Annotated in this window: 26 protein-coding genes, 2 tRNA genes and 1 pseudogene; 5 read left to right on the forward strand and 24 right to left on the reverse strand. The window is 38.4% G+C overall.

All coding sequences use genetic code 11. The features are described from left to right. From G6W43_RS06855 to G6W43_RS06890, 8 genes and pseudogenes are all read right to left on the reverse strand, one after another. Positions 1 to 392 (reverse strand): annotated as a pseudogene (locus G6W43_RS06855) (hypothetical protein); the annotation flags it as partial. Then, a complete protein-coding gene (locus tag G6W43_RS06860) occupies positions 389 to 1,909 on the reverse strand; it encodes a C4-dicarboxylate ABC transporter (protein WP_194169440.1) in 1,521 nt (506 codons plus the stop codon). The gene G6W43_RS06860 and the pseudogene G6W43_RS06855, both read right to left, overlap by 4 nt. 60 nt (positions 1,910 to 1,969) lie before the next feature. After that, the gene (gene era / locus G6W43_RS06865) at positions 1,970 to 2,839 is read right to left on the reverse strand and encodes a GTPase Era (protein WP_103608109.1); all 870 of its coding nucleotides are present in this window, start codon (positions 2,837 to 2,839) and stop codon (positions 1,970 to 1,972) included. After that, positions 2,836 to 4,158, reverse strand: a complete 1,323-nt coding sequence (hslU, locus tag G6W43_RS06870; protein ID WP_194169441.1) for an HslU--HslV peptidase ATPase subunit — start codon at positions 4,156 to 4,158, stop codon at positions 2,836 to 2,838. The genes era and hslU overlap by 4 nt, the downstream gene beginning before the upstream one ends. A gap of 8 nt (positions 4,159 to 4,166) precedes the next feature. After that, positions 4,167 to 4,700: an ATP-dependent protease subunit HslV gene (gene hslV, locus G6W43_RS06875; RefSeq protein WP_002940451.1), complete on the reverse strand. Its 534-nt coding sequence runs from the start codon at positions 4,698 to 4,700 to the stop codon at positions 4,167 to 4,169. Then, a complete protein-coding gene (gene rplI / locus G6W43_RS06880; protein ID WP_087583215.1) occupies positions 4,701 to 5,147 on the reverse strand; it encodes a 50S ribosomal protein L9 in 447 nt (148 codons plus the stop codon). It lies immediately after the preceding gene. Between the two features lie 23 nt (positions 5,148 to 5,170). Beyond that, positions 5,171 to 6,394 carry an argininosuccinate synthase gene (locus G6W43_RS06885; protein ID WP_103567504.1) on the reverse strand — a complete coding sequence of 408 codons (1,224 nt, stop codon included), beginning with the start codon at positions 6,392 to 6,394 and terminating at the stop codon, positions 5,171 to 5,173. Positions 6,395 to 6,574: 180 nt separating this feature from the next. Then, positions 6,575 to 8,113 carry an inorganic phosphate transporter gene (locus tag G6W43_RS06890; RefSeq protein WP_021086206.1) on the reverse strand — a complete coding sequence of 513 codons (1,539 nt, stop codon included), beginning with the start codon at positions 8,111 to 8,113 and terminating at the stop codon, positions 6,575 to 6,577. 130 nt (positions 8,114 to 8,243) lie between these two features. Between G6W43_RS06890 and G6W43_RS06895 the strand changes: the two genes are divergently transcribed. The 4 genes from G6W43_RS06895 (at position 8,244) to G6W43_RS06910 (ending at position 9,978) form a co-directional block, all read left to right on the forward strand. Continuing rightward, positions 8,244 to 9,146, forward strand: coding sequence for a disulfide bond formation protein DsbA (locus G6W43_RS06895; protein ID WP_194169442.1), 903 nt, complete (start codon positions 8,244 to 8,246; stop codon positions 9,144 to 9,146). A 30-nt stretch (positions 9,147 to 9,176) separates the two neighbouring features. Then, on the forward strand, positions 9,177 to 9,608 hold the full coding sequence (locus G6W43_RS06900) for a GatB/YqeY domain-containing protein (RefSeq protein WP_194169443.1): 432 nt from the start codon (positions 9,177 to 9,179) through the stop codon (positions 9,606 to 9,608). A 193-nt stretch (positions 9,609 to 9,801) separates the two neighbouring features. After that, positions 9,802 to 9,876, forward strand: a tRNA-Gln gene (locus tag G6W43_RS06905). A 27-nt stretch (positions 9,877 to 9,903) separates the two neighbouring features. Continuing rightward, positions 9,904 to 9,978: transfer RNA gene (locus tag G6W43_RS06910), tRNA-Met, on the forward strand. Positions 9,979 to 10,006: 28 nt separating this feature from the next. On the opposite strand, the gene G6W43_RS06915 is transcribed toward G6W43_RS06910, so the two are convergent. From G6W43_RS06915 to G6W43_RS06945, 7 genes are read right to left on the reverse strand one after another with little or no spacing between them, the layout of a single operon-like run. Next, a complete protein-coding gene (locus tag G6W43_RS06915) occupies positions 10,007 to 11,242 on the reverse strand; it encodes a site-specific integrase (RefSeq protein ID WP_194169444.1) in 1,236 nt (411 codons plus the stop codon). Beyond that, positions 11,235 to 11,717 (reverse strand): hypothetical protein, encoded by a 483-nt coding sequence (locus G6W43_RS06920; RefSeq protein WP_103634749.1) that lies wholly within the window; start codon positions 11,715 to 11,717, stop codon positions 11,235 to 11,237. Before G6W43_RS06920 ends, G6W43_RS06915 begins: the two co-directional genes overlap by 8 nt. A 13-nt stretch (positions 11,718 to 11,730) precedes the next feature. Next, positions 11,731 to 12,561 (reverse strand): hypothetical protein, encoded by an 831-nt coding sequence (locus G6W43_RS06925; protein WP_194169445.1) that lies wholly within the window; start codon positions 12,559 to 12,561, stop codon positions 11,731 to 11,733. Beyond that, positions 12,558 to 12,794, reverse strand: a complete 237-nt coding sequence (locus G6W43_RS06930; protein ID WP_194169446.1) for a hypothetical protein — start codon at positions 12,792 to 12,794, stop codon at positions 12,558 to 12,560. The genes G6W43_RS06925 and G6W43_RS06930 overlap by 4 nt, the downstream gene beginning before the upstream one ends. After that, positions 12,791 to 13,342, reverse strand: a complete 552-nt coding sequence (locus G6W43_RS06935) for a hypothetical protein (RefSeq protein ID WP_194169447.1) — start codon at positions 13,340 to 13,342, stop codon at positions 12,791 to 12,793. Before G6W43_RS06935 ends, G6W43_RS06930 begins: the two co-directional genes overlap by 4 nt. Positions 13,343 to 13,345: 3 nt before the next feature. Then, entirely contained in the window at positions 13,346 to 13,825 is a 480-nt protein-coding gene (locus G6W43_RS06940; RefSeq protein WP_194169448.1) for a hypothetical protein, read from the reverse strand. 11 nt (positions 13,826 to 13,836) lie between these two features. Further along, on the reverse strand, positions 13,837 to 15,060 hold the full coding sequence (locus G6W43_RS06945; RefSeq protein WP_194169449.1) for a hypothetical protein: 1,224 nt from the start codon (positions 15,058 to 15,060) through the stop codon (positions 13,837 to 13,839). Between the two features lie 2,109 nt (positions 15,061 to 17,169). On the opposite strand from G6W43_RS06945, the gene G6W43_RS06950 reads away from it, so the two are divergent. Further along, entirely contained in the window at positions 17,170 to 17,430 is a 261-nt protein-coding gene (locus G6W43_RS06950) for a hypothetical protein (protein WP_194169450.1), read from the forward strand. A gap of 339 nt (positions 17,431 to 17,769) precedes the next feature. Here G6W43_RS06950 and terL read toward each other — a convergent pair whose 3' ends face one another. The 9 genes from terL to G6W43_RS06995 all read right to left on the reverse strand — a co-directional run bounded on the left by terL (position 17,770) and on the right by G6W43_RS06995 (position 22,186). Beyond that, complete coding sequence (gene terL / locus G6W43_RS06955; protein ID WP_194169451.1) at positions 17,770 to 19,449, reverse strand: phage terminase large subunit; 1,680 nt, start codon at positions 19,447 to 19,449, stop codon at positions 17,770 to 17,772. Further along, the gene (locus tag G6W43_RS06960) at positions 19,439 to 19,723 is read right to left on the reverse strand and encodes a hypothetical protein (protein ID WP_103575749.1); all 285 of its coding nucleotides are present in this window, start codon (positions 19,721 to 19,723) and stop codon (positions 19,439 to 19,441) included. Before G6W43_RS06960 ends, terL begins: the two co-directional genes overlap by 11 nt. After that, a complete protein-coding gene (locus G6W43_RS06965) occupies positions 19,720 to 20,274 on the reverse strand; it encodes a putative peptidoglycan-binding domain-containing protein (protein ID WP_194169452.1) in 555 nt (184 codons plus the stop codon). Before G6W43_RS06965 ends, G6W43_RS06960 begins: the two co-directional genes overlap by 4 nt. Beyond that, positions 20,267 to 20,413: an anaerobic ribonucleoside-triphosphate reductase gene (nrdD, locus tag G6W43_RS06970; protein WP_141090793.1), complete on the reverse strand. Its 147-nt coding sequence runs from the start codon at positions 20,411 to 20,413 to the stop codon at positions 20,267 to 20,269. The genes G6W43_RS06965 and nrdD overlap by 8 nt, the downstream gene beginning before the upstream one ends. Then, complete coding sequence (locus G6W43_RS06975; RefSeq protein ID WP_194169453.1) at positions 20,401 to 20,790, reverse strand: hypothetical protein; 390 nt, start codon at positions 20,788 to 20,790, stop codon at positions 20,401 to 20,403. The genes nrdD and G6W43_RS06975 overlap by 13 nt, the downstream gene beginning before the upstream one ends. Beyond that, positions 20,777 to 20,986 (reverse strand): hypothetical protein, encoded by a 210-nt coding sequence (locus G6W43_RS06980; RefSeq protein ID WP_194169454.1) that lies wholly within the window; start codon positions 20,984 to 20,986, stop codon positions 20,777 to 20,779. The genes G6W43_RS06975 and G6W43_RS06980 overlap by 14 nt, the downstream gene beginning before the upstream one ends. Then, on the reverse strand, positions 20,952 to 21,230 hold the full coding sequence (locus tag G6W43_RS06985; RefSeq protein ID WP_194169455.1) for a hypothetical protein: 279 nt from the start codon (positions 21,228 to 21,230) through the stop codon (positions 20,952 to 20,954). Before G6W43_RS06985 ends, G6W43_RS06980 begins: the two co-directional genes overlap by 35 nt. Before the next feature lie 61 nt (positions 21,231 to 21,291). After that, positions 21,292 to 21,678 (reverse strand): DUF1353 domain-containing protein, encoded by a 387-nt coding sequence (locus tag G6W43_RS06990; protein ID WP_103567420.1) that lies wholly within the window; start codon positions 21,676 to 21,678, stop codon positions 21,292 to 21,294. Continuing rightward, positions 21,671 to 22,186 (reverse strand): hypothetical protein, encoded by a 516-nt coding sequence (locus G6W43_RS06995; protein ID WP_194169456.1) that lies wholly within the window; start codon positions 22,184 to 22,186, stop codon positions 21,671 to 21,673. Before G6W43_RS06995 ends, G6W43_RS06990 begins: the two co-directional genes overlap by 8 nt. Positions 22,187 to 22,190 lie beyond the last annotated feature (4 nt).

The following is a 22,190-nucleotide window of genomic DNA, read 5'->3' on the forward strand; positions in this document are numbered from 1 at the left end:
ATACTATCTATATAGTTTGCCCAGTTTTGATTGTCAAAAAGCAAAAATGAAAGCTCTTTTAGCTTTGAATCAAAATAGGTATTAAATTTCAAAATATTTGTGTAACGAAGTTTTAGATTGCTTAAATTTCTATTTTCTTCGTTTATCTTGAAATTTCTATCGCCATCAGGGGAGCTCACTGAGGCTAGATAGTTTCTAGTGTTTTCTAGTTTTGTAGAAATTCTCGTATGTTTATCAAGCTTTTCATCAAAGAAATTTTGCGCAGGATCAAAGCATAGCATATAGACAAGATAAGCTATGATAAGCGCTGAGCCAAGAAAAATAAGGTTTGTTTCGTTTGGCTTTTTGCTATCAAAGTATTGATCTATTTTGCTTAAAATATCTTGTCTCATTGTCTAATCTCTATGCTTATATTACTTTCATACTCGTGTTTAGCGTCATCTGAGCGAATTTTTTTAGTATTTACCAAGTATTTTTCATCTTTGCTGATATCTTTGATCAACTGGGTTATCCTTTTTTCATTATCGCTAACAGCAGTTATGGTCAAATTTCTATCGTTATTTACGATGTTTGTGATATGAACTGCGTTTAGATTTAAAATATCGGTAATTTTAAAAAGATTTAAACCCTTCATAGCGTAATTATCTTTTTTATTTTCGATCTCAGCAAGCAAACCTTTTCTGAAATTTAGCTTTTCATTCTCTTTTTGAGTCTGCTCTTTTACCGCCTCTTGTTCTCTTGAAATTTTAGCTAGCGTCTCTTTTATCTGCATCTCTTGTGCGTTTAGGACGCTATATTCGTCATTTAGTCTTGCGCTGTCTTTTTCTAAAACAAGACCAGCTATGTAGTTGTAAGCTGGATATAACATACTTAGCGCAAATGCCGCAGCGCAAGTGAGCAAAAATTTACCACTTTTTCTTTTGACAAATGGATCTGGACGAAGCATATTTGAGAGGTTAAAATTCTCATAAAATGGCTCTTTGGTATAAAATCTACCAAACAAAGCCATAACGTTATAACGCTCGTTTATAGTATAGTTTTTGTTGTTTATAGCAACTTTTATGTTTATATACTCGGCATCCAAGCCAAGTTTAGTTGAGATAAAATTTGCAAAATTTTTGATCTCATAGTCACAATCTATGTAAATTTTCTTTATAGATATGCCATTTTGGCTATTTATAATGTTTAAAATATCATTAAAGTAAAAGATATAATCTTCAAAAACTGTGTTTAGATCGTAGTTAAAGCCATCATCGTCTTTATTTACAAGTCCTCTTTGAGACAAAACTTCGAGAAATTTATCATCGCTTAGGCGGTCGCCGCTTTGCTCTAAAAATTTATCTTTAAGATAGTTTAAGTTATAGCGAATTTCTCTTGCAGTAAAAAAATCACCATCTAAATATATACTTAAAAATGATTCATCTTTTCTAAGCGCTATAAAGCAGTCTGCTTGTGTGCTAGGCAGCAAGCCCTTTTTATAAATAGCAGAGTAGATCAAAGGCTCAGGTGCAAGGTAGTCGATATATGGGACCTTTTTTGCAACTGCTTTAAAGGTCGAATTTATATCTTCATTTGTGATAGCAAAAACAGTAAAAATTCTCTCTTGAGCTTTTGTAGTGCCTTCTGAGAAAAATATCTTATTATCAAGCGCAGGATCTAGTGAAAGCTCTGCATAGACCTTTGAATAAAGCTCCTCGTAAAGGGTGTCGTTATCAACGCTTCTAGGGATAAAAATAGTTGTTGTTTTTAAGTCTTTAAATTTTATGTATGAGATGAAAAAGTCGCGTTTATTGACTGTTTTTGAAAAGTTAAAAGCTTCTACATTGCTGTTATGATAACGAAATCCTTTATAGTCATACGGGTCTAGTGCAACTATAGAAATTTCACTATTTTTTTTAATATTCATCATGAATCAAAAAACCTTCCTAAACGCTTATATTGGGTATTTTAATATCTTTAAAATAAAAAATCAATAGCCGATTATCTGATTTAGGCTCTTTTCTTCTTTACTCCACCCTTTTTTAACGACTACATCGAGCTTTAAAAAGACCTTTGTATTGGTTAAATTTTGTATTAACTTTCTTGCAAAAATTCCTATTCGTTTAATAGTTTCACCATTTTTCCCGATGATCATACTTTTATGGATGTCACGCTCCGTGATGATGCTCGCATAAATTTCAGTTATACCTGTTTTTTCTTTTACGCTTTTTATGATCGCATCACTAAGATATGGTATCTCGTCGCTTAAATTTTCATAGATCGCTTCAAGTATAAATTCTCTAAAAATTTCCTTCTCGTTTGTCGTCGTAAGAAATTCTGGATCATAAAAGTACTCATGCTCTGGTAAAAGCTTGCAAATTTCATCAAGAAGTGGCTTTTTATAGGTAGGCTGCTTGGTGCTAAAAGTAAGAAGTGCTGCAAATTTATCTTGAAATTTCTGATACTTTGTGATCTTTTCAAGCACTTTTGCATTTGAGCTCTCATCGACTTTTGTTAGCACTAAGATGTGTGGTTTTTCAGGATTTAGAGCTAGAAATTTCTCGTAGTCACTTGTGTCATCATGGATAGGCGCTAAAAATACGATAAGATCGCAGTCTCCCATCGATTTTATAGCTTGGCTAATTAGCAGTTGATTTATCGCTTTGTTGCTCTCGTGAAGCCCTGGCGTGTCGGTGAATATGACCTGATCTTCGCCGTTCATCACGATGCCATTTATCTTTCTGCGAGTTGCGTTTTGCTTGTGCGAGACGATGGCGATCTTTTCGTTTAATAAAGCATTTAAAAACGAGCTTTTGCCAGCATTTGTGCGTCCTATGATGCTAACAAAGCCTGATTTCAAAGTATATACCTCGCTAGATCTTGATCTTCGACCACGTCTTTTAGGCGCTCTTTTACAAGCTCTTTTGTCACATTTATCTTCTCGCCGCTCTTTTCGCTAGCCTCAAAGCTGATATCTTCTATCACGCGCTCGATCACCGTGTGAAGGCGTCTAGCACCGATATCTTCCATCTTTTCATTTGCTGCGTGAGCGATCCTTGCTATCTCTTTTATCGCTTCATCGTCAAATTCTAGCTCGACGTTTTCAGTTGAAAGAAGCGCGATATATTGTTTTAAAAGCGAATTTTTTGGCTGTGTTAAAATTTGATAAAGCGCATCCTCATCAAGGCTATCAAGCTCGACCCTTAGTGGAAAACGGCCTTGAAGCTCTGGGATGAGATCGCTTGGCTTGCTTATGTGAAAGGCGCCAGCTGCGATAAATAAAATGTGATCTGTCTTTAAATTTCCAAATTTAGTATTTACATTTGAGCCCTCAACGATAGGCAACAAGTCTCTTTGCACGCCTTCTTTGCTAGGATCTTGCCTGTTTGAGCTACCTGAGCCAACGGCTACTTTATCGATCTCATCTATAAAGATGATGCCTTCATTTTCAGCTCTTCTTAAAGCCTCAGTTTTTACGCTCTCAAGGTCTAAAATTTTATCATTTGCCTCGCTTTGAAGGGCTTTTTTAGCGTCTTTTACCTTCATCTCTTTTTTGATATTTTTGCCGCCGATACCAATTATCTTTATAAAACTCTCTTGCATCTGCGCCATATCAGGTGGCACATTTGAGCCAGCTTCAAGTGGGTTTTGCTGCACCTCTATCTCAATGCTTAGCTCATCAAGCTCGTCGTTTCTTAGCCTATTTAGCATTTTTTCATAGCTCTTTGCGTACTCTGCTTGCTTCTCTTCGCTAGCACCTTTTGGAAGTGGCGGAAGTAGCTTTGAGACGATCTTTTCTTCGATGTAAGCGTTGATTTTATCTTGGTTTTTCTCGCTTTGCTCGTTTTTTACGAGATTATATGATGCCATAGCAAGGTCTCTTACCATACTTTCAACGTCACGACCAACAAAGCCAACCTCGGTATATTTGCTGGCCTCGACCTTAATAAAAGGCAGCCCCATCATCTTTGAAAGGCGCCTTGCAATCTCAGTTTTACCAACACCAGTTGAGCCGATCATCAAGATATTTTTTGGCATGATGTCATCTTGCAAGCTCTTTTCAAGCTTCATACGGCGATAGCGGTTGCGAAGTGCGATCGCTATGATCTTTTTGGCGTCCTTTTGACCGATCACATAGTCATCTAAAAATTTAACAATTTCTCTTGGTGTTAAGTTCATTTTCTCTCTTATTCTAAAACATAAGTTTTGATGTTTGTATTTGTATAGATGCAAATTTCGCCGGCGATCTTGAGGCTCTCTTTGACTAGCTCCTCTTCGTCGATATCAGCAAATTTATCTAAGGCACGAGCCGCTGAAAGTGCGTAGTTTCCGCCGCTTCCGATAGCTGCTATCTTGCCATCTTCTGGCTCAACAACATCTCCAGTGCCACTAAGTAAGAAAATTTTATCCCTATCAAGCACAAGCATCATCGCTTCAAGCTTTCTTAGATACTTGTCTTTGCGCCACTCTTTGCTAAATTCTATCACTGCCTTTAGCAAGTCCCCTTTTGTATGCTCTAAATTTTTCTCAAACATATCAAAGAGATTAAACGCGTCAGCAGTGCTGCCAGCAAAGCCAGCTAGGACTTTGCCGTTGTGAATTTTGCGGATTTTTACGGCGTTGCCCTTTAAGACGGTGTTGCCAAAGCTAACCTGTCCATCACCGCCGATGACCGCTTTATTTTTGCCTTTGTAGGCTAGGATGGTTGTCGCATGAAACATCTACTCTCCTTGCACATCAACCTTTAAGGTCGCATTTATAGAGTGTCCAAGCTTTATAGAGACGTCATAAAGACCAACTGTTTTTAGGTGAGTGTCTAGGTCGATAGCCTTTTTCTCAACCACCAAATGATGCGTCTTTTCAAGCTCTGCTGCGATCTCCTCTTTTGAAACTGAGCCAAAAAGAGAGCCATTTGCGCCAAGAGTTTTCTTGACGACGACTGTCACTTTTGAAAGCTCTTCTTTAAGCTTTTCTAAATTTGCGATCTCATATTTTAGCTCTTCAGCCTTTCTCTTTTGAGCTGCTTCGTATTGACGAAGGACATCTGGAGTGGCAGCTTTTGCAAAGCCTTTGCCGATTAAGAAGTTGTTGCCGTAGCCGTCTTTTACCTCTTTTATCTCGCCAGCTTTACCAAGTCCTTTTACATCTTTTATTAATAATACTTTCATTTTTATCCTTTTAAATTTTATTTTTAGTCAAATTTTCGCCCATTTTTGCGTGCGATTATAAAGCGAAGCGCATTTAGCTTGATAAATCCAGCTGCATCTTTTTGATCATAAACGCTATCTTCTTCAAATGTGCAGTATGCCTCGCTAAAGAGATTATCATTTTTACTGCTTCTGCCAAGGATAGTCACATTGCCTTTATAAAGCTCAACTTTAACAGAGCCATTTACGTGCTCTTGGCTCTTGTCGATGAGCGCTTGGAGCATATTTCGCTCAGGTGACCACCAGTAGCCATTATAAACTAGCTCGGCATATTTTGGCATGATCTCATCTTTTAAGTGAGCTGCACCGCGGTCAAGCGTGATGCTCTCTATCGCGCGGTGTGCTTTTAGCATTATCGTGCCACCTGGGGTTTCGTAGCAACCACGGCTCTTCATACCAACTGAGCGGTTTTCTACGATGTCAAGTCTGCCAATGCCGTGTTTTGCGCCAAGGCGGTTTAGCTCGATTAAAATTTCAGCTGGGCTCATTTTTTTGCCGTTTATGCTCACTGGATCGCCTTTTTCATAGCCGATCTCTATGATCTCGCTCTTATCTGGAGCATCTTTTGGGCTTACTGTCCATCTCCACATATCATCTTCTGGTGCGTGGCTCGGGTCTTCAAGCACTAAGCCTTCGTAGCTTATGTGGAGTAAATTTGCGTCCATTGAGTATGGGCTTTTGCCTGGTTTTTTGGTGATATCTATGCCGTTTTTCTCAGCGTATGCTAAGAGCTTTTCGCGGCTGTTTAGATCCCACTCACGCCATGGAGCGATGATAGTTAGATTATCGCCAAGCGCGTAGTAGCCAAGCTCAAAGCGAACTTGATCGTTGCCTTTGCCTGTTGCTCCGTGGCTCACGCCATCAGCACCAACAAGTCTTGCGATCTCGCTTTGGCGTTTTGCTATTAGTGGGCGTGCGATCGATGTGCCAAGCAGATATTCGCCCTCATAGACTGCGTTTGCTCTAAACATTGGAAATACATAATCACGTACAAATTCTTCTCTTAAGTCTTCTATAAAAATGTTTTCAGGTTTCACGCCAAGCGCTAGGGCTTTTTTGCGTGCAGGCTCTAGCTCTTCGCCTTGTCCGATGTCAGCTGTAAATGTGACTACTTCGCATTTGTATTCGTCTTGAAGCCACTTTAAAATAATACTTGTGTCAAGTCCGCCTGAGTATGCTAAAACAACTTTTTTTACATCTTTTTTCATAGCTGTCCTTTTGTTGAAATGGTCGTATTTTAGCCTAAATTGATTAATCTTTAATAAATTAATCTATTAAATAATGTAAGTAAAATTTTATTTTTCTGATAGTTTTTATCCGTAAAAATTAGAAATTTTAGTTTAAATGAAATTTGCTTGCAAATTTTAAATTTACAAGCAAAGTGTTTTCTAAACGCCTAGTAATTTAGCAAGGGCAAAATAAAATATAGCCGATGAGATAGCAGCTGCTGGAAGCGTGATGAGCCAAGCTAGGATGATAGGTCTTACCATTTTCCAATTTGCATTTTTATTTACGATGCCAATGCCCAAAACCGCGCCTATTAGGATATGCGTCGAGCTAACTGGTATTCCAAGCTTTGTAGCTAGAAGTATGACGATACTTGAAGCAAGCTCTGCGCTAAAGCCAGTCGTAGGTAAAATTTCAGCTAGTTTTGAGCCGATAGTAGTGATCACCTCTTTACCCAAAAACCAAAGTCCAACGACAAGCGAGATGCCAAAGGTTACCATTGCGATGCTAGGTATCGGTGAGCTTTCGTTTATAGAGCCAGTCTTTAGCACATCAAGCACAGCAGCAAATGGTCCAACTGCGTTTGCGATGTCGTTTGCGCCGTGTGAAAATGCAAAAGATGAAGCAGTAAAAATTTGAAACCATGAGAAAATTCTATTGATGCTCTTTTCGCTATCGTTTTTGCTCATGACGTTTATGATAGCAAGGCTTGCAAGATATGCTAGAGCTCCGATGACGAAGATGATCCAGACTGTTTGGATGATACTAAAGGCTAAATTTATATGCTCAAGCCCTTTAAAAAGCATCATTGATGAGATGACCATTGCGGCAAATCCAGCGATGATCGGGATGTGCTTTTTCATCGCCTTAAAGGTATCTATCTCTTTTTCGCTATCTTTCATGATGCGAATTTTTGAGCGGTATTCGCTGTATTCAGTGGTTTCGATCTCGTCTTCATCGATAACTGCGATCTTTGAAAGAGTGGCTATCTGCTCCTCAGCTGGCTTTGTTTTGAGTGCTTTTATAAAGCTTTCTTTATAGGCTTTTCTCTCAGCTTTTAACGCTTTTAAATTTGTCTTTAGCTCGTGCGTTGGCTCGATTATTTTGCTTTTTACATAGCCAAATATAATGTAAGACATCACGCCGCCAAGCAGTGGTGAGATGACCCAGCTAACGGCGATCCTGCCGATCTCGCCCCAAGAGACCATATTAAATGGCTCAGGATCTTTTATCATAAATCCCATAGCAAGTCCTGCGCCAACGATGCCACCAACTATCGAGTGAGTGGTCGAGACTGGCAGACCTTTTTTGGACGCGTAAAATAGCCAAAGACCTGAGCTTAGAAGAGCCGAGATCATAATGATGACAAATTTCATCGGGTTTAGATCGCTTGGAAATTTCACGATCTCGTTTCTAATCGTATTTGTAACCTCAGATCCTGCAAATATCGCGCCGCTAAGCTCAAAAATGGCTGCGATTACAAGAGCTTGTTTTAGTGTGAGTGTTTTTGCGCCGACGCTTGTGCCAAAGCTGTTTGCAACGTCATTTCCACCGATATTAAACGCCATAAAAAGACCAAACATACCAGCGATCAAGAATAAAAAGTAGTTATTTGTCGGGATGTATTGATAGCCCCAAACGAAAAATCCAACGCTGCAAATCGCAAAAATAACTAACGCCAAGAAGTTATCTCGAAGCAATCAAGCCCCCTTGTAAGAGTTTTTGGCAAAATTATATCTTGAAAATTATTAAAGTTTTTAGAATTTTCTCACTTTAAATGATACTAAATTATCATATGTTAGAATTTGGCAAAAATATTAAGGATAAATTTTGGTTATAGCGATCGATCTTGGCTCAAACACCTTTCGCGTGGCGCTTATAAAAAAAAAGCAAAATGGCTTTAGCAACGAGCAAATTTATGAAAAGATAGTTGGAGCTGCAAGGGGCTTAAACGAAAGTGGCAAGATAGGCTTGGAGGCTAAAAATAGGCTTTTTGAAGCGATAGTGGAGGCTAAAAGCAAATTTGACTTTACTAAATTTAAATGCGTGGCAGTCGCGACCGAGGCTTTTAGAGTGGCGTCAAATAGCGAAGAAATTTTTAATGAGATAAGAGAGAAATTTGGCATAAATTTTCATATCATTAACGGACAAGCTGAAGCAAAACTTACATTTTTAGGTGTGCAAAATGCCTTAAGAAAGCTTGGCATAAATGATAAATTTAGCATCATCGACATCGGCGGTGCAAGCTCAGAGATAGGCGAAGATGGAAAATTTATAAGCTTTAAATTTGGCATCATCACCTTTTACGAGAGGTTCAAAACGCTTGATCTGATGCAAGAAAATGCAAAAATTTATACGAAAGAGGCAAGGGAATTTTTAACAAGCCTTAACAACAGGCTTATCGTGCTAACTTCTGGCGTGCCGACCACTATCGCAGCACTAAAGCTTGGGCTAAACTACGAGAGCTACGATCCAAAAAAAGTGAGTGGATATGAGCTTAAAAATGACGATCTTGCTTGGTTTGTAAATGAGCTTTTAAAGATGGATGATAAAAGCGCTGATGTGGCGGTTGGAAGAAGCAGAAAGTATCCGCTCATCGCTGGAACGCTGCTTTTAGAGGAGCTACTAAACGGGCAAAAAGCTAAATTTATAGTAATAGATGACGGGCTTAGAGAGGGCGTTGGGGCGGCTTATTTAAAAGGCATATTTCAAGAAATTATCACAAAATTTTAGTTATTATTTCAAAAATTTAAAGGAGAGAAAATGAGCATAAGAGAGCAAATTTTGGCTGACATAAAAGAGGCTATGAAAGCAAAAGATGAGTTTAAAAGAGACACCTTAAGGACGCTAAATGCAGCGCTTAAGCAGGTTGAAGTCGATCAAAGGATCGAGATGACCGACGAGGTCGTGCTCCCGCTACTTCAAAAAGAGATCAAAAAGAGAGCCGACTCGGTTGAGCTCTATTTAAAGGGAGCAAGAGAGGATCTTGCCAAAAAAGAGCAGAGCGAGATCGAGCTAATCAAGGCATATCTACCAGCTCAGCTAAGTGATGATGAGCTAAAAGAGAAGATAAAAAGTATAATTGAAAAGGTTGGTAAAAATTTAGGCGCTGTGATGAAAATGGCAAAAAATGAGATCGGAGCGAGCGCTGAAGCAAAACGCATAAGCATGATCGCGAAAGAACTTTTGGCATAAAACTAGATAAACCCATGTAAATTTTCGCATGGGTTTTAAAAGCTGTAGTTAAATTTTATACGCTACAAAAGTATTTTATTTATTTTTAAATTTTTAAAAAGCTACTTTGAAAAATAAAATAAATTTACATATTTTTTTAAAAAACCTTGACAAATGGCATTAAAGTCTATATAATTACAACTCTTAAAAACATTGGGGTATCGCCAAGCGGTAAGGCAACTGGTTTTGGTCCAGTCATTCAGAGGTTCGAATCCTCTTACCCCATCCACCTTTAAAAATCCCAAACAACTCTTATCGCGGAGTAGAGCAGTGGTAGCTCGTCGGGCTCATAACCCGAAGGTCGGCGGTTCAAATCCGTCCTCCGCAACCAAATACCAAGGACTTTTACCACCTTTTAACTAAACGCCAACTCCTACACCATCACGAATATCATCAACATTTAGATGCACGTAATGCAGGCTACTTTTAATATCTGTGTGACCCATAAAAGCCATCAGTTTATGTGCGTTAAATCCCTTCAAACTCACTAACCTAGAAGCCACTGTATGGCGTAATACGTAAAGTCCGTGAGTGTTGCTAGTCCCTAAATATCCAAGATGGTTTCTAACAGCCCACCACATACGATTTGCTGTATCGTGATTTAGGTGGGTTATAGGACACTTATCTAATGGTAAGTCTTTGCAGTTATCATAAGCCCCTTGTGATACCCAGTAGTACGTCATCTTAAGCACTTGGTCGTCTTTTGTCTCTGTAAAAAGTCTCCTAGCCTCCGCTTTACTTACGCTCTTAGCTATTTCTAAGCGTTGCTTTATGGCTCTAAAGACCTCCATAACATTCTCTCCACAAGGTAAGGTTCTGCTGTGTCCGTTCTTAGGTGCTCCTATGATAGTGCCTGCACCCTTATGTGTCTTAATCGCCTTTGAGATAGTAATAGTATCATACTCAAAACTAATATCTCCTAGCTCAATAGCAAAGTATTCAGCAGGTCTTAGTCCAAGATTAGATAGGACTATAAAGAGTTCGTATATCTCTACACTTGATAGTGCTTTAGATTTTTTAGCTCTGTTATATAGAAACTCTTTAGTTTTTAGAAGCTCATCATCTCTTAAAGCAGGTCTTTTGGGTATCACTTGCCTAGCTTGAAGTCCTTTGAAGTTTGGTTTAGACTTAAACTTAACTACTTCAAGACCTTCAAGTATCCTAAGTGCTGTTCCAAGAGCTACTAGGGATGAGTTAAAAGAGTGTGGCGAATATATCTTGCCATTAACTCCCTTGTTTAGCATCTTATCCTTTAGCTCATATAGGTCAGCTGTTGTAAGCTCTGAAACCTCTTTATCTCCTATGGCTTTTATAACCCTATTAAGGCACACTCTATAATGAGTTGTATCATCTAGGTATTGCCAGTATCTATCGTGCAAGAAGTCTAAGGCTTCTGAGAGCTTCATACCACCTCTAGCAGAGCTTACATCAGTTTCCCATAGCTCATCCTCAGCTTTGCCTTTACGTATTCTTTCTTTCCACTCTTTCTCAAATCTTAGAGCTTCAGCTTTGGTGCTGTTAGGGTATCTTCTTTGAAACCTTACGCCGTCCATTATAAAATCGCTGCACCAAGTACCATTTTTATTCTTATACATCCTTACGCTCCTTTCTGCATCTTAAGCCCTTTGGCGTTCTCTTTTTTCTATCTAGCTCATACATCTCATAATAGTATTTAAGGCGCTTATAGATAGCATCAGCTCCGCCATATTGTGCTTGCTTCTCTAGTATCCTTATAAGATACTCCTCATCGCTTTCCCCTTTAAGACGTCTTGTATAGTGCCTAGATGGTTTAGGCTCTGTTGCTATCTTTTGTTGCTTTATTAAGCCATTACGATAGTTTTCTATATCTTGTTGAGCTCCTGCTATACCACATATAAGCCATAAGGCAAACATCCCAAAGAAACACCAAGCATACCAGTAGTCTAGCCAGTCTAACTGCACGCATACAAAGCAAACAAACCCAAAGACTGCTATTAAGCTAAGAGCTATCTTAGGCACTCCTAGAATAGTCATACCTAAAAAGCGTTTCTCATCTTCGGTTAGCTCTTTTCCAAGTAGTGTTAGCTTCATACTAAAATCCCCTCTATTTATAATCGTAATACATTACGCCTCTAGTATCATCATAGCCATATTCATCGCAGCCATACTCATCTCTGTAATAATCATCGCCATAGTAATAATCATAAGCACCCATAGCATCACACTCAGCTAAAAACTCTTTACTATTAAGATACTCAATAATCCTCCTAGTGCTAAGAGTTTTAAGAGTGTTAAGCGTTGCTGTAAAGTCTATAAACTCGCTGTGCGTGTGCTCGTGTTGATAGCCTATACTAAGATTAACGCAAGCAATCCCAAGAGTTCCTGCTAGGTTACTAGCATCAGTAAAGCTACCAAAAGCTGTATTATATCCCATAGCTTCAAAAAGGCATATAAGCTCCTCATTATCAAAGCCATAAAGTGCTAGTTCATTGCTGCCCCTTCTGTCAAGCCCTACAAATGAAGTTATATTAAGAGCTTCGATAGCATTGATACATCTTGAGCTACCTAATCCCCCTATCTCTTCATCTGTAAAGAAGCCAAAAGCAAACGGCACGCCTCTATCTAGTAGCTTAAGGGCTATATAAACTCCGCACCTATCGTCGCCCCCTAAGCAAGCACACTCAGCGTTAGGCAAGAGGGTTATATAATTCTTTCTTATATAAAGCTCCCTTTCAGTTGGTGCTTTAGCTGCTCTAGCATCGTTTATAGTATCTATATGCACGCACACAAGGGCGTATTGCTCCTTGCCTTTTGGTACAAAGATAATCCCACCATTAGGCACAATGATTTTATCATAATCAGCGTAAGATAATCCCTCTAAATATTGCCATAGGCTTTCTTTAGAGTATCCAAGTAGTTTTATTAAATCCCTCATATTCTCGCTCCTTTTGTTACTACTGCTTTATTGTCTAGCAGCAGCATATCCTTTGAGCTAACATAAACTTCGCCTGCTGTGTAGGCTGTCTTTAGCTCTTTAAAGCTTGCGTCTGGTCTGTGCTTCATAAGCTTACCATACATAGATACAACCTCGCCCTTGTCGCTTATATCCAAAGCCCCTTTGAATACTGAGCCATCCCTAGCTAGCTTGAAATACCCATTTATAATCATAGTGATACCTCCTGCTTTGTTAAGTTACTTAAGCTTGTTGAAAAGGCTAAGCTCCCCTTAAGATATAAAGTTATCCTTGCACTCTCTAAAAAGAAGCTATTAGGATTAAAAAAGACGTCTCTATTAGCTAGTTTTATTAATGTAAGCTCCCTTTTATTGTTAAAAAATGCCCTTATAGTCCTACCTGCTAGATAAGCGTCCCTACTATCTCTCTCGCCACCTACAATATATCCTAAAACTTCTTGTTGCCCTCTCAAGAGGTCTATTGCGCCCTCTATGTATTCTTTATGCTCTCTAAAATCTCTATCAAGGTTATAAGCCTCTGCTAAAACTTTTAAAAAAGTCCCCATATCGGCGCAAAGTATTCTATTATCTAAATAGATAACCTTATTATCTTGTACTCTATCTATAATAAGCATAGTTTTGTGCCATACACAAGATTTAACTACATATAATCCCACGTCTGTATTAAAAGCCTCTATGTTAGTATAGGTATCAAAATCCTTAAAGCCTTTTAATCCTTCTATTATTTCACTTCTACTTAGCATAGCTCAGTCCTCCCCTCTTAATAGTTTTGTCTCTAAGCCATAATACACATTACCAAACTTTAAAGATATTTCTTGTGGTAACTTATTACATTTTATAAACTCTACAAAATCGCCTTTTCTTTTTTTTGCAAAAAATGATAGGCTACCATTAGGATTAAAAAAGGCACTACCCCTATAACACTCTATCGCATCTGTATAATACATCTCCTTAGGCTCAGTATCAAAAAGGTAAGCCTTACGCTCAGGGGCGTTTATATTAAACACTTCTTTTAATAAGTTTTGTAACTTGCTTGTCGTGTTGCTATAAAACTTATTATTAAAATATATTAGTGCTCCATTATACTTTACAAGCAAGACAGTGTTGTAGTCTTGTATTGTAAATGTTTTATCCCATTCCCACGCCTTAACGTGTCCGCCATAAGTAAATTCTTTATACTCACGAAGGGCTTTAATAAGCCCCTCTTTGTTTCTTATAGTTATCATAATGCACCCCCTTAAAATCCATATTTCACTACGAGTTTATCTATCTCTTGCTCGCTATATGAGCCTAAGCGGTCGGCTAGATAGTCTTTTAGGTCTTTAGCACTCCAAGAGACTGGCACGCACTCGTCTATCTCATCTATAGGGGTAGCCTCATCAGCCTTTACATACCAGTCTTCTGCTTCTATATACATCGCATCCTCTAGGGCTATTCTACGATATTCGTCCCCTTTATAAGGTGCATAGTCTCTATTATCAGTCCTAACCCACTCAGCACTTTGACCCACAACGTCAGCAACTTGAGAGCTGTGCTCGTATGTATTTTCGTCTATATAGTCGTCCTCAATACTTGAGTAATAGGCATAATCTGAAAGCAAATAATCATCTTGCAAGTTTGAATATACAGCATCATCTTCAATTAGCCAGTCCCCTTGACTATTGCTATACACCGCATTTTCTCTGTCTATATACTCGCCCATATAATCACTATATACACAGCCTTCTGTGTCAGTGAGCTCCCTGCCCCCCTCTTTATCTACACTTAAAAAGGCTCTAGTAAAGCCCTCATTTGATGCAAGCTCGTTTAAAGTATCGTCTGAGTATCCGCCATTTACCCAGTCGTAAGAGTAAAGGCGTCCTTCTTTTTCTAGGCTAAAAGTATCTAGCCAACTTATAGCACTTGTATCGTCTATGCTTATGCTATAATCCCCAGTTTCAGGCTTTAATCTTGAATTAGTCACGCCCCATAGCAGATTAATCCCCTCAGCCTCTAGGGCTTTTATAAACTCGTCCCTATCGTTGCTATCGCCATAATATAATCTATCAGCGTAACGCTCTTTTAAATATTTGCCCTTTGTTTCGTCTAGTATAGTATCACTATCCCACACAATAGCCCTTGCGGCTATCCTTGAGCCTATTTTAAGAAGCGCTAGCTTTGCCATATTATCTAAGGCTTCAAATCTGTATCCCTTACCCTTTTGGCAGCTGTGTGGCAAGTCTTCAAGGTCGTATCCTTTTGATACCTCTACCCACTCTAAGCATGGCACTGGCTTTGTATTTGTTAAGAGTTCGATTAACTTACTCTCAAGGTTTGCAGCTTTACAAAAAGCCTCTTTTAAGCTGTCTTTGATTTTTGAGATAACTGGCTCAAAGCCCTCTTTTTGCTTTATGTTGAATAATTCGCCATTGTTTGCAATGATATAACAAGGGGCGTAAAAGCCTTGTGTGTTTGTTTTCAATTCATAGGGTAGATAATCAAGCTCAATACTACCCCTTTGATTTTCAATTAATAAGGCTTTATGAAACCTAGCGCCGTCTGTGAAGTATTGATTTTTTTCATTAGTAATAAGCCTTCTAAAATTAACAAGCTCACCACTTTTTAAGCTTTGAAATATGTTTAAAGCCAAGTTTAATGTATCATTTGATAACATTTCTTTGCCCCTCCTCAAGGGCGTATTTAGTGCTATTAATGCACTTTATACCAGCGGATTAGCTCCGCAACTTCTAAAGGGTTAGGACGTTTAAACTTTGGTCGGTCAAGACGTCTTAGCCTCTTTTTTATTTATCTCATATTTACAAAACTCTTTTAAAAGCTCTTGATGAAACCTTTGATAACCTTTTGGCTATCTTTAGGCTTTTTCAAGCTCTCTTTTTGTTTTGTTGAGAGAATTATTACATACATTAGCTTAAATAAAGCTTAATAATGTAGAGAATTTACAAATATTTTGAAAAAGTTTGTTTGGATATAAGAGAAGGTGCGTTATTTAGGGGCTTTGTGAGTTGTAAAAAGATGTTAAAACTTTTAAATGTTTGGGAGCTTTTGGGATAGCTTTTGAGTTTTTGGGATTGTATAGGGTTGCTTTTGGGTTGCTTTTGGCTTGTGTTGTGCTGCGCTGTGGTGTGAGTGTGTGGATAGTTGTGGAGTGTGTAGGATTGTTTGAGGCTGCTTGAGCTTGTAGAAGTATTATGAAAATAGCGAAAATAATAAAAAGTGTAATGGCTATTACAGAATTGAAAAAAGATAACAAAAAAAAGAGATGTAAGCTTTTGAAACTCTTGGAGTTGCTAGGGTTTGCTTTGGTATCTTTTGGCTGCTGCTTTGGCTTATCTCTCGGCTTTGTTGTAGGGAGTTTGAAACGCTATCGGCTAATGTACCCGACCGCACAAGATAGCACAAGGGCGATATTTAGGGATTAGTTAGCTTGGCAGCTTGTAGGGTGTAGGGATTTGTTAGGGGCTTTTATGTTTGTTTAGCTTATTTTAGCTTTGGATTTGCCTATATATGAATTTTAATTATTCTTTATAGGGCTTTTGATTGTGTTGCTTTGCCACCCTTTGCGTGTTGTGGCTGTGCTTGAGGATTTGTAGGGCTTTGCTTTAGAAATGTTGTAGGGGGCTATGGGGGTAAATCGGAGACCCTGAGCGTTATCTAGGGTTTCAAATATTTTTACCATTTTCTTAAACCACTCCTGAGGTAATCCTTAAGCAACTCTTAGGTAATCTTAGGCTAACCTTGATGAAATCTTGGGCTATCTTCTAGCTAACCTAAAGCTTTCATCTTATCTTATTTAGCTCTATTTATTAAAAACGTTAATAAACCTATCTAGGAGGCTCTACAATCAACGAAAGGTATCCAAAGGTAAAGTTTGTATTGCCTTAGGTTAGTTTTGCTCTCTATAGCTCTCTAAATGCTTCTAAAGGGCATATATGATTTTATCAGGTATAGTTAGGGAGCTTCAGAATTATCTTACCTCTGCTCCGAACAATCTAGTTACATCCCTACAACTGACTTCAGCCATAGTTAAAAGGAGTTTCGACATTATCTACCTCTCCGAACGGTCTTTATAGAGTTACTTAAAGACACCTATAACAATCCTTTTAACAATCCCAAAGCTATATCTTTGAGTAAGTTAAAGGTATCTTATAGCTATCTTTAAAGTTGTTATGCTTATCTTAAGGACATCCTTTTATAGATATTCTTTATAGGATTTAGATTAAGAACTCCTAAACAATCCCTAAACTATCCCTAGAGTATCACAGGATATATCTCTGTGTTATCCTAGAGTATCCTTTAGGTTATCCTTAGGATTATCCTTTAGATATCTTATAGATTATCTAAGAGTTATCTTTAAGTTTTCTATATCCCCCCTACCCCCCTTTTCTCCTATAAGTGGCGGGTGACTTCTAACGCCGTATTTTAGGGGCTTTGAGAGCTTAAGCAAAAAGTACATAAAACAATACATTATTAGTATATTTTTAGTATATTTTAAGCATAGTTGTATTATAATTCACTTATTATGAAACACACTTACACAGTACCTATTACTCAGGACAACTTGCACTATCTAATGCAAGACCTAGTAAGGGGAGACGAAATAGTCTTGATGAGTATCAAGCTTCTAGGTAAGAATGTTAAAGAAGCCCTAAGAAACTTTGGCTCTCTAAGCACAAAGGCTAAGGTCTATACAGCAGCAGGATTAAGAGTGGATAGGACACTTATAAAGAGAGAGTTTAAGCCCCCTAAGCCAGCTCCTCGCTTCTCTGTGGCTGATATGGATTACATACTTCCTTTTACTGAGCCTAGATTTGATTATATGAATAACAAATAGAAAATCAATTCTAAGGGGTCTAGGAGGCTCTAGGTTAAACGAAAGGGTTGCTAGAGGTATAATCTATCGTCTAAAAGCGTTTGCCCTTTGTAGAAGCTCCTAGACACCTTTATGAATGTTTATGATTTCTTAGCCTATTTAAAGGGTCTTTTTAAATATAGCCTAAAAATGGTCTTTAGAAATGCTAAGGCTCATAAAGCTATCTAGGAGGCTCTAGGTTAAACGTTCGCCTTTCAGAAGGTAATCATACTACCCTGATGACGTTCGTTGATTGTAGAAGCTCCTAGACCCCTTTATGAATGAAATGGGAGAAAGCAGTTAGCCTCTCCCTTAACTTTACTATATAAACTTCCTAAACTTTGTTCTTTCTCTTTTACTCATATTAAGCTCGGCTAAGTACTCATCAAGTAGCTTGTTGTCAATGCGTTCTTGATAGTTCCTTAGGAGCTTCTTAGGGTCAGCTCCAACTTGCTTTTGCCAATAAGCTACTGCCATAGCTAGTGCATCAAGGCGGTCATCGTGCCTTAAAGAGCCTCTGTCTTTTGTTATATGAGTGAGTTGATAGAATAGACTATACACAAACCTGCTATCATCATAAGAGCCATCAAGAAATGGCTTTAAATCCTCTTTAACAGCCTTATAGTCAAAGACAAGCTTATGAGCGTTTAGGACTGGCTCAAGGGTGTCTATGATACGTTTCTCTTTTTGGGTTGAGTGAGATACCTCTGAGACAGCACATTGATAGATAGTATTTAATACTGGCTTAAGAAGCTCTACATACATACCATCTCCAAAGTTACTCTCTACTAATATCTCATTTACATTGTTCTCTTTAGCTATTGATGCTAGCTTTATTAGTGTCTCTTCACTGTAACCACCTGTAAGACCACCACAAGCTGTGACGAATAACCTTCCGTGTAGGTGCTTAACTACTGCATATCCTGTCTCATCTCCACCCCTACCACTAGGGTCAATAGCCATTACTGAGCCAGTATATGGAGCATACTCACTATCACAAAACATTGGATAAAACCATCTATCTCCCTCAAAGCCAACATTAGGTAGCTCTCTTATTATCTGCTCCTTAGCACTACCATAGCTAAGGTTAATAGGTGCTTTGTCATAAGGTAAGTTAGTAACTACTAAATCTCCAGTCTTAAGAGGGTATCTCTCACTATCACTTAAGCTAGTATCTAGCATATATTGAAGAGCATATCCACTTCTGCCATAAGAGAGCTTACGCTCATTTAGGTCATCTCTTGTAAATCTCCTTGGGTCTGTTGGAGTTCCTGCTGGCTCTCCTCTTTCTATCATCTCTTCAATGCTAGGAGCTAATGCACCATTATAGGTATCCTTTTGAGGTATCTCAGCAGTCCAAACCCTGCAATGAAACCCAGTAGCCCTTAGCTTGTTATAGATACTCTCTTCAGTTTGTGGAGTACCTAGATAGATTATTTGAGACGTCTCTTTAGGTGTTAAGATAGCCTCAAACTCTTTTACAGCTTTAAGTAGCTTCTCTCTTAGGTCAGCTGTGGCTGAGTTATTAGGTACTTCAACGTCATCTGCGATTATGTAGTCAGCACGTGAGCCTGTAAGCATTGATGTTATACCTAATGACTTGACGCTCGGAGCGTGACTAGCTAATGCAGGGGCTACATCGAAGGCTACCTTAGATTGCCTTTGGTCGCTTGTAGGTATGAGATGTTGAAGTAGCGGTAGCTCACATATCAATCTTTGTGTAAATACACTAAAGTCATCAGCCCTTTGTTTAGAGGCTGAGACAACTAATACCTTAGCTTGTGGGTCACGTAGTAGTAACCAACACACAAAGCTTGAGGTAATCCAAGACTTACCTATACCTCTAAAGCCCTCTATTATCTTTCTCTTTATATCAGGCTCTTGGAGGTAATCAGCTATTTGAAACTGCACTGGAGTTGGATTAGGTAGGTTAAGGTGCTTCCACACTATAAAGAGAAACTGCTTAAAGTCTCCCTTTATACGTTCAATATCACTCTCCATCCACTATCTCCTCAGGCTCTGCTATGATTTCTCCATATTTGTTTAGCTTAGGTAGTCTTGGCATATTCTGTGCTAACTCTGCAAGAAACTCATTAGGGTCTTTAGCAACGTCAAGGTCTCTTAAGGTAAAGCCATTATCCTTTAGGAGTGTTATAGCATTTCTTATATCCTTGCTGTCTGCCTCGCCTCTCTTTAGCTTATCAATGGTGTCTTTTAGAGTTAGCTCCATTATGTCTATGAATAGACCTTGTATTCTCTCTTTTGCTTCATTCATACTGCTTTTGCTCTCCTTATCCATCCTCTTTCGTTTATAGCAAGGCTAGGGTTTTTCTCAATAAGTGATTGATAATAGGCAACTTCTAGTCTATCATAACCCAAGTCAAAGGCTAGCATATCATAGTCATTTATAGCCTTTATAGTCTTTTCTCCTATGACGCCATCAACACTTACTCCTACTAGCTTTTGAGCTGCTTTGATAGCGTTATGATGACCTGCATTAACACCAAAGATAAACATCTCGTTTGCCTTTATGTTATCATTGATGTAGTCTAGCTTCATAACATCCCAAAACTCAGCCTTATAAAACTTATATACCTGTGCTTTTAGCTCTTCATCTTTAGATAAGATAATGCTAGCTCTCTCTAGGTTTCCTGTGGCTTCTATGGCTTGGCTTACCTTATCCCAGCCTATCCAAGATGGGTGTGCGTACTTGTAGATACCATAAAAGGTTACGTCCTTTTCATTAGAGTTCTTATGGAGTATATTAGAAGGGGAGTTAAACTCTAAGGTCTCTAAGAGTGCCATAGCTTCTTTAAAGTTAGACATTAGCTCTCTCCTTAAACTTTACTCTCTCTTTATGCTCCCCTTTCTTACCGAGATTAAAGCTCTCTATTGGTCTGTGATAACCCATAACCCTAGTATAGATAACACACCTTGTTCTCTTACTATCATCTAGTTTAACCATTTATCATCATCCTCCTCAATGCTTCTTCTTTGTCTAACCATAGGTGGTACTACTGCTTGATAAGAGATGTTACTACCTTGATTAAACCTGACCTCTTTACAGCAATCGTGAATACTATCTGTCTTTGTTTTGATGTCCTTTAGGTCACTTCTGATTTCACTATTTAAATCCCTTGAATAATCCAAAGCTTGTTTAAATAGCTCATTACTTACTCTTCCGTTTTCAGCTAGTTGGTGCATAGGCTCTTTAAGAGACTTAATGGTATATACACAAAACCCAACTAGCACAAAGACAACCAAGATTAATATACCCACAACCCCTAGCTTATCCGCTTTTAAAGCAAAGTCTAGGATTTGTCCTACATTATTGCCGTCCATCCCTGTTCCTTTCATACTTTTTTATATCCTCTAGCTGTCCTATACACTTCTCATAACCACTATAAACATCTATTAGTAACACCCCTGCTTCGCTTTGGTTTGTTACGTTCCTATCTGCTATCATAGGGGCTTCAAGAAGGTAGCTTGGTATCTTGTCATACTTATTTAGTACTACCTGCTTGCTTTCGCAACCCATCAAGCACATAAGAAACGCTGATGCTAAGAGCACCAGACATATCCTTTTTGTCCTCATTTTGCACCCTTTCTTTGACTTTACTAGCCTTTATTTCTATTATTTGCTTTTGTCTGCTGACCTTTTCAATAGTATCAAGCTTAAGAGAGATGAGCCTATCTTGCTCGTTTATCTCATCCTTTAGCTTTAAATTCATATCATCGCTAGCCTTTAGATTAGCTCTTGTAACGCTAAGTTCATTATCCAAGCTTTGATACCTATACCCTAGAAACAAAGTAATAAGCAGCAAAAAGCCACTTAAATATAAACTAGGACTTAGCACTTGTATCTCTCCCATATTTGATTATGTGATAGGCTCTTACGCTGTAATAGAAAAGCAGTATCTTCCATTTTGATACCCCTAGAAGTTCCAAGAGTTCCCTAAAGGTATCATCAGCCACTTTAAAATCACTATTGTTGCCTAGCTTTATATAAAGTCTTAGCGCATCATCTGTTAAGTAATCGTGTATCACAGAAGCTGTTAGATACTCAGGACTATAAGGCTCAAACATCCACCAAAATATTCTAGGGATACTTGCACCATCTGTTATGTAGCCCACAGGTATGTCTATGTCTTTATACTTAAACGGACTAGCTGTCTCAAAGTTATCCTTACCAAAAGGCTTTACAACTATTCTTTGTAACTTCTCAGCCATTATGCACCTCCTCAAGTGTTGGCATCTCTGTTAAAATCTCATCAAAACTCTTAGGCATCTTATGCTTACCCTCAGCAATAGCATTTAGCAAGCCATAGCCATACTTCCATACCTTAGCTCTCCATATACCAAAGGCTTCTCCTTCAGCTTTGAAATCATTGTCGTAGCCTGCATAAGAGCAAGCTGAGAGGATGTCATCGTATCCTTTCTCTCTTGCCTTAGCATCTAAAAGCTCTTGGGTCTTTTCTTTAAAGAGTGCTGTAAGTTCCTCTAGGTTCTTGCTTACTATCTCATAAGATATTACGTAAGTGTCCCCTTTGACTTCGCTAGACTGCACCACCTTTTTAAACTCATCTACATTTGCTGGATAATCCTTGTAGGATACCTTTAGATACCCTAGCTCTTTTAGCTCTTTATCATCTAAAAACTTTGTATAAAGCGTACCCTTATCTGTTATAACGTAAGGGGTCTCTGCTACAAGGTCATCCTTCAAACTATATAGTTCCATTTAT

This window comes from Campylobacter concisus (assembly GCF_015229965.1).
Taxonomy (GTDB): domain Bacteria; phylum Campylobacterota; class Campylobacteria; order Campylobacterales; family Campylobacteraceae; genus Campylobacter_A; species Campylobacter_A concisus_BD.

Coding starts and splice junctions, on each gene's coding strand:
- G6W43_RS06900 (WP_194169443.1), top strand. CDS start 9,177: ATGAGCATAAGAGAGCAAATTTTGGCTGACATAAAAGAGGCTATGAAA.
- G6W43_RS06950 (WP_194169450.1), top strand. CDS start 17,170: ATGCAAGACCTAGTAAGGGGAGACGAAATAGTCTTGATGAGTATCAAG.
- G6W43_RS06960 (WP_103575749.1), bottom strand. CDS start 19,723: ATGAATGAAGCAAAAGAGAGAATACAAGGTCTATTCATAGACATAATG.
- hslU (WP_194169441.1), bottom strand. CDS start 4,158: ATGAACTTAACACCAAGAGAAATTGTTAAATTTTTAGATGACTATGTG.
- hslV (WP_002940451.1), bottom strand. CDS start 4,700: ATGTTTCATGCGACAACCATCCTAGCCTACAAAGGCAAAAATAAAGCG.
- G6W43_RS06980 (WP_194169454.1), bottom strand. CDS start 20,986: ATGGGTTGCGAAAGCAAGCAGGTAGTACTAAATAAGTATGACAAGATA.
- G6W43_RS06930 (WP_194169446.1), bottom strand. CDS start 12,794: ATGATTATAAATGGGTATTTCAAGCTAGCTAGGGATGGCTCAGTATTC.
- G6W43_RS06995 (WP_194169456.1), bottom strand. CDS start 22,186: ATGGAACTATATAGTTTGAAGGATGACCTTGTAGCAGAGACCCCTTAC.
- G6W43_RS06860 (WP_194169440.1), bottom strand. CDS start 1,909: ATGATGAATATTAAAAAAAATAGTGAAATTTCTATAGTTGCACTAGAC.
- G6W43_RS06975 (WP_194169453.1), bottom strand. CDS start 20,790: ATGGACGGCAATAATGTAGGACAAATCCTAGACTTTGCTTTAAAAGCG.
- G6W43_RS06935 (WP_194169447.1), bottom strand. CDS start 13,342: ATGCTAAGTAGAAGTGAAATAATAGAAGGATTAAAAGGCTTTAAGGAT.
- rplI (WP_087583215.1), bottom strand. CDS start 5,147: ATGAAAGTATTATTAATAAAAGATGTAAAAGGACTTGGTAAAGCTGGC.
- G6W43_RS06990 (WP_103567420.1), bottom strand. CDS start 21,678: ATGGCTGAGAAGTTACAAAGAATAGTTGTAAAGCCTTTTGGTAAGGAT.
- G6W43_RS06885 (WP_103567504.1), bottom strand. CDS start 6,394: ATGAAAAAAGATGTAAAAAAAGTTGTTTTAGCATACTCAGGCGGACTT.
- G6W43_RS06920 (WP_103634749.1), bottom strand. CDS start 11,717: ATGAAGCTAACACTACTTGGAAAAGAGCTAACCGAAGATGAGAAACGC.
- nrdD (WP_141090793.1), bottom strand. CDS start 20,413: ATGGTTAAACTAGATGATAGTAAGAGAACAAGGTGTGTTATCTATACT.
- terL (WP_194169451.1), bottom strand. CDS start 19,449: ATGGAGAGTGATATTGAACGTATAAAGGGAGACTTTAAGCAGTTTCTC.
- G6W43_RS06925 (WP_194169445.1), bottom strand. CDS start 12,561: ATGAGGGATTTAATAAAACTACTTGGATACTCTAAAGAAAGCCTATGG.
- G6W43_RS06965 (WP_194169452.1), bottom strand. CDS start 20,274: ATGTCTAACTTTAAAGAAGCTATGGCACTCTTAGAGACCTTAGAGTTT.
- G6W43_RS06915 (WP_194169444.1), bottom strand. CDS start 11,242: ATGTATAAGAATAAAAATGGTACTTGGTGCAGCGATTTTATAATGGAC.
- G6W43_RS06940 (WP_194169448.1), bottom strand. CDS start 13,825: ATGATAACTATAAGAAACAAAGAGGGGCTTATTAAAGCCCTTCGTGAG.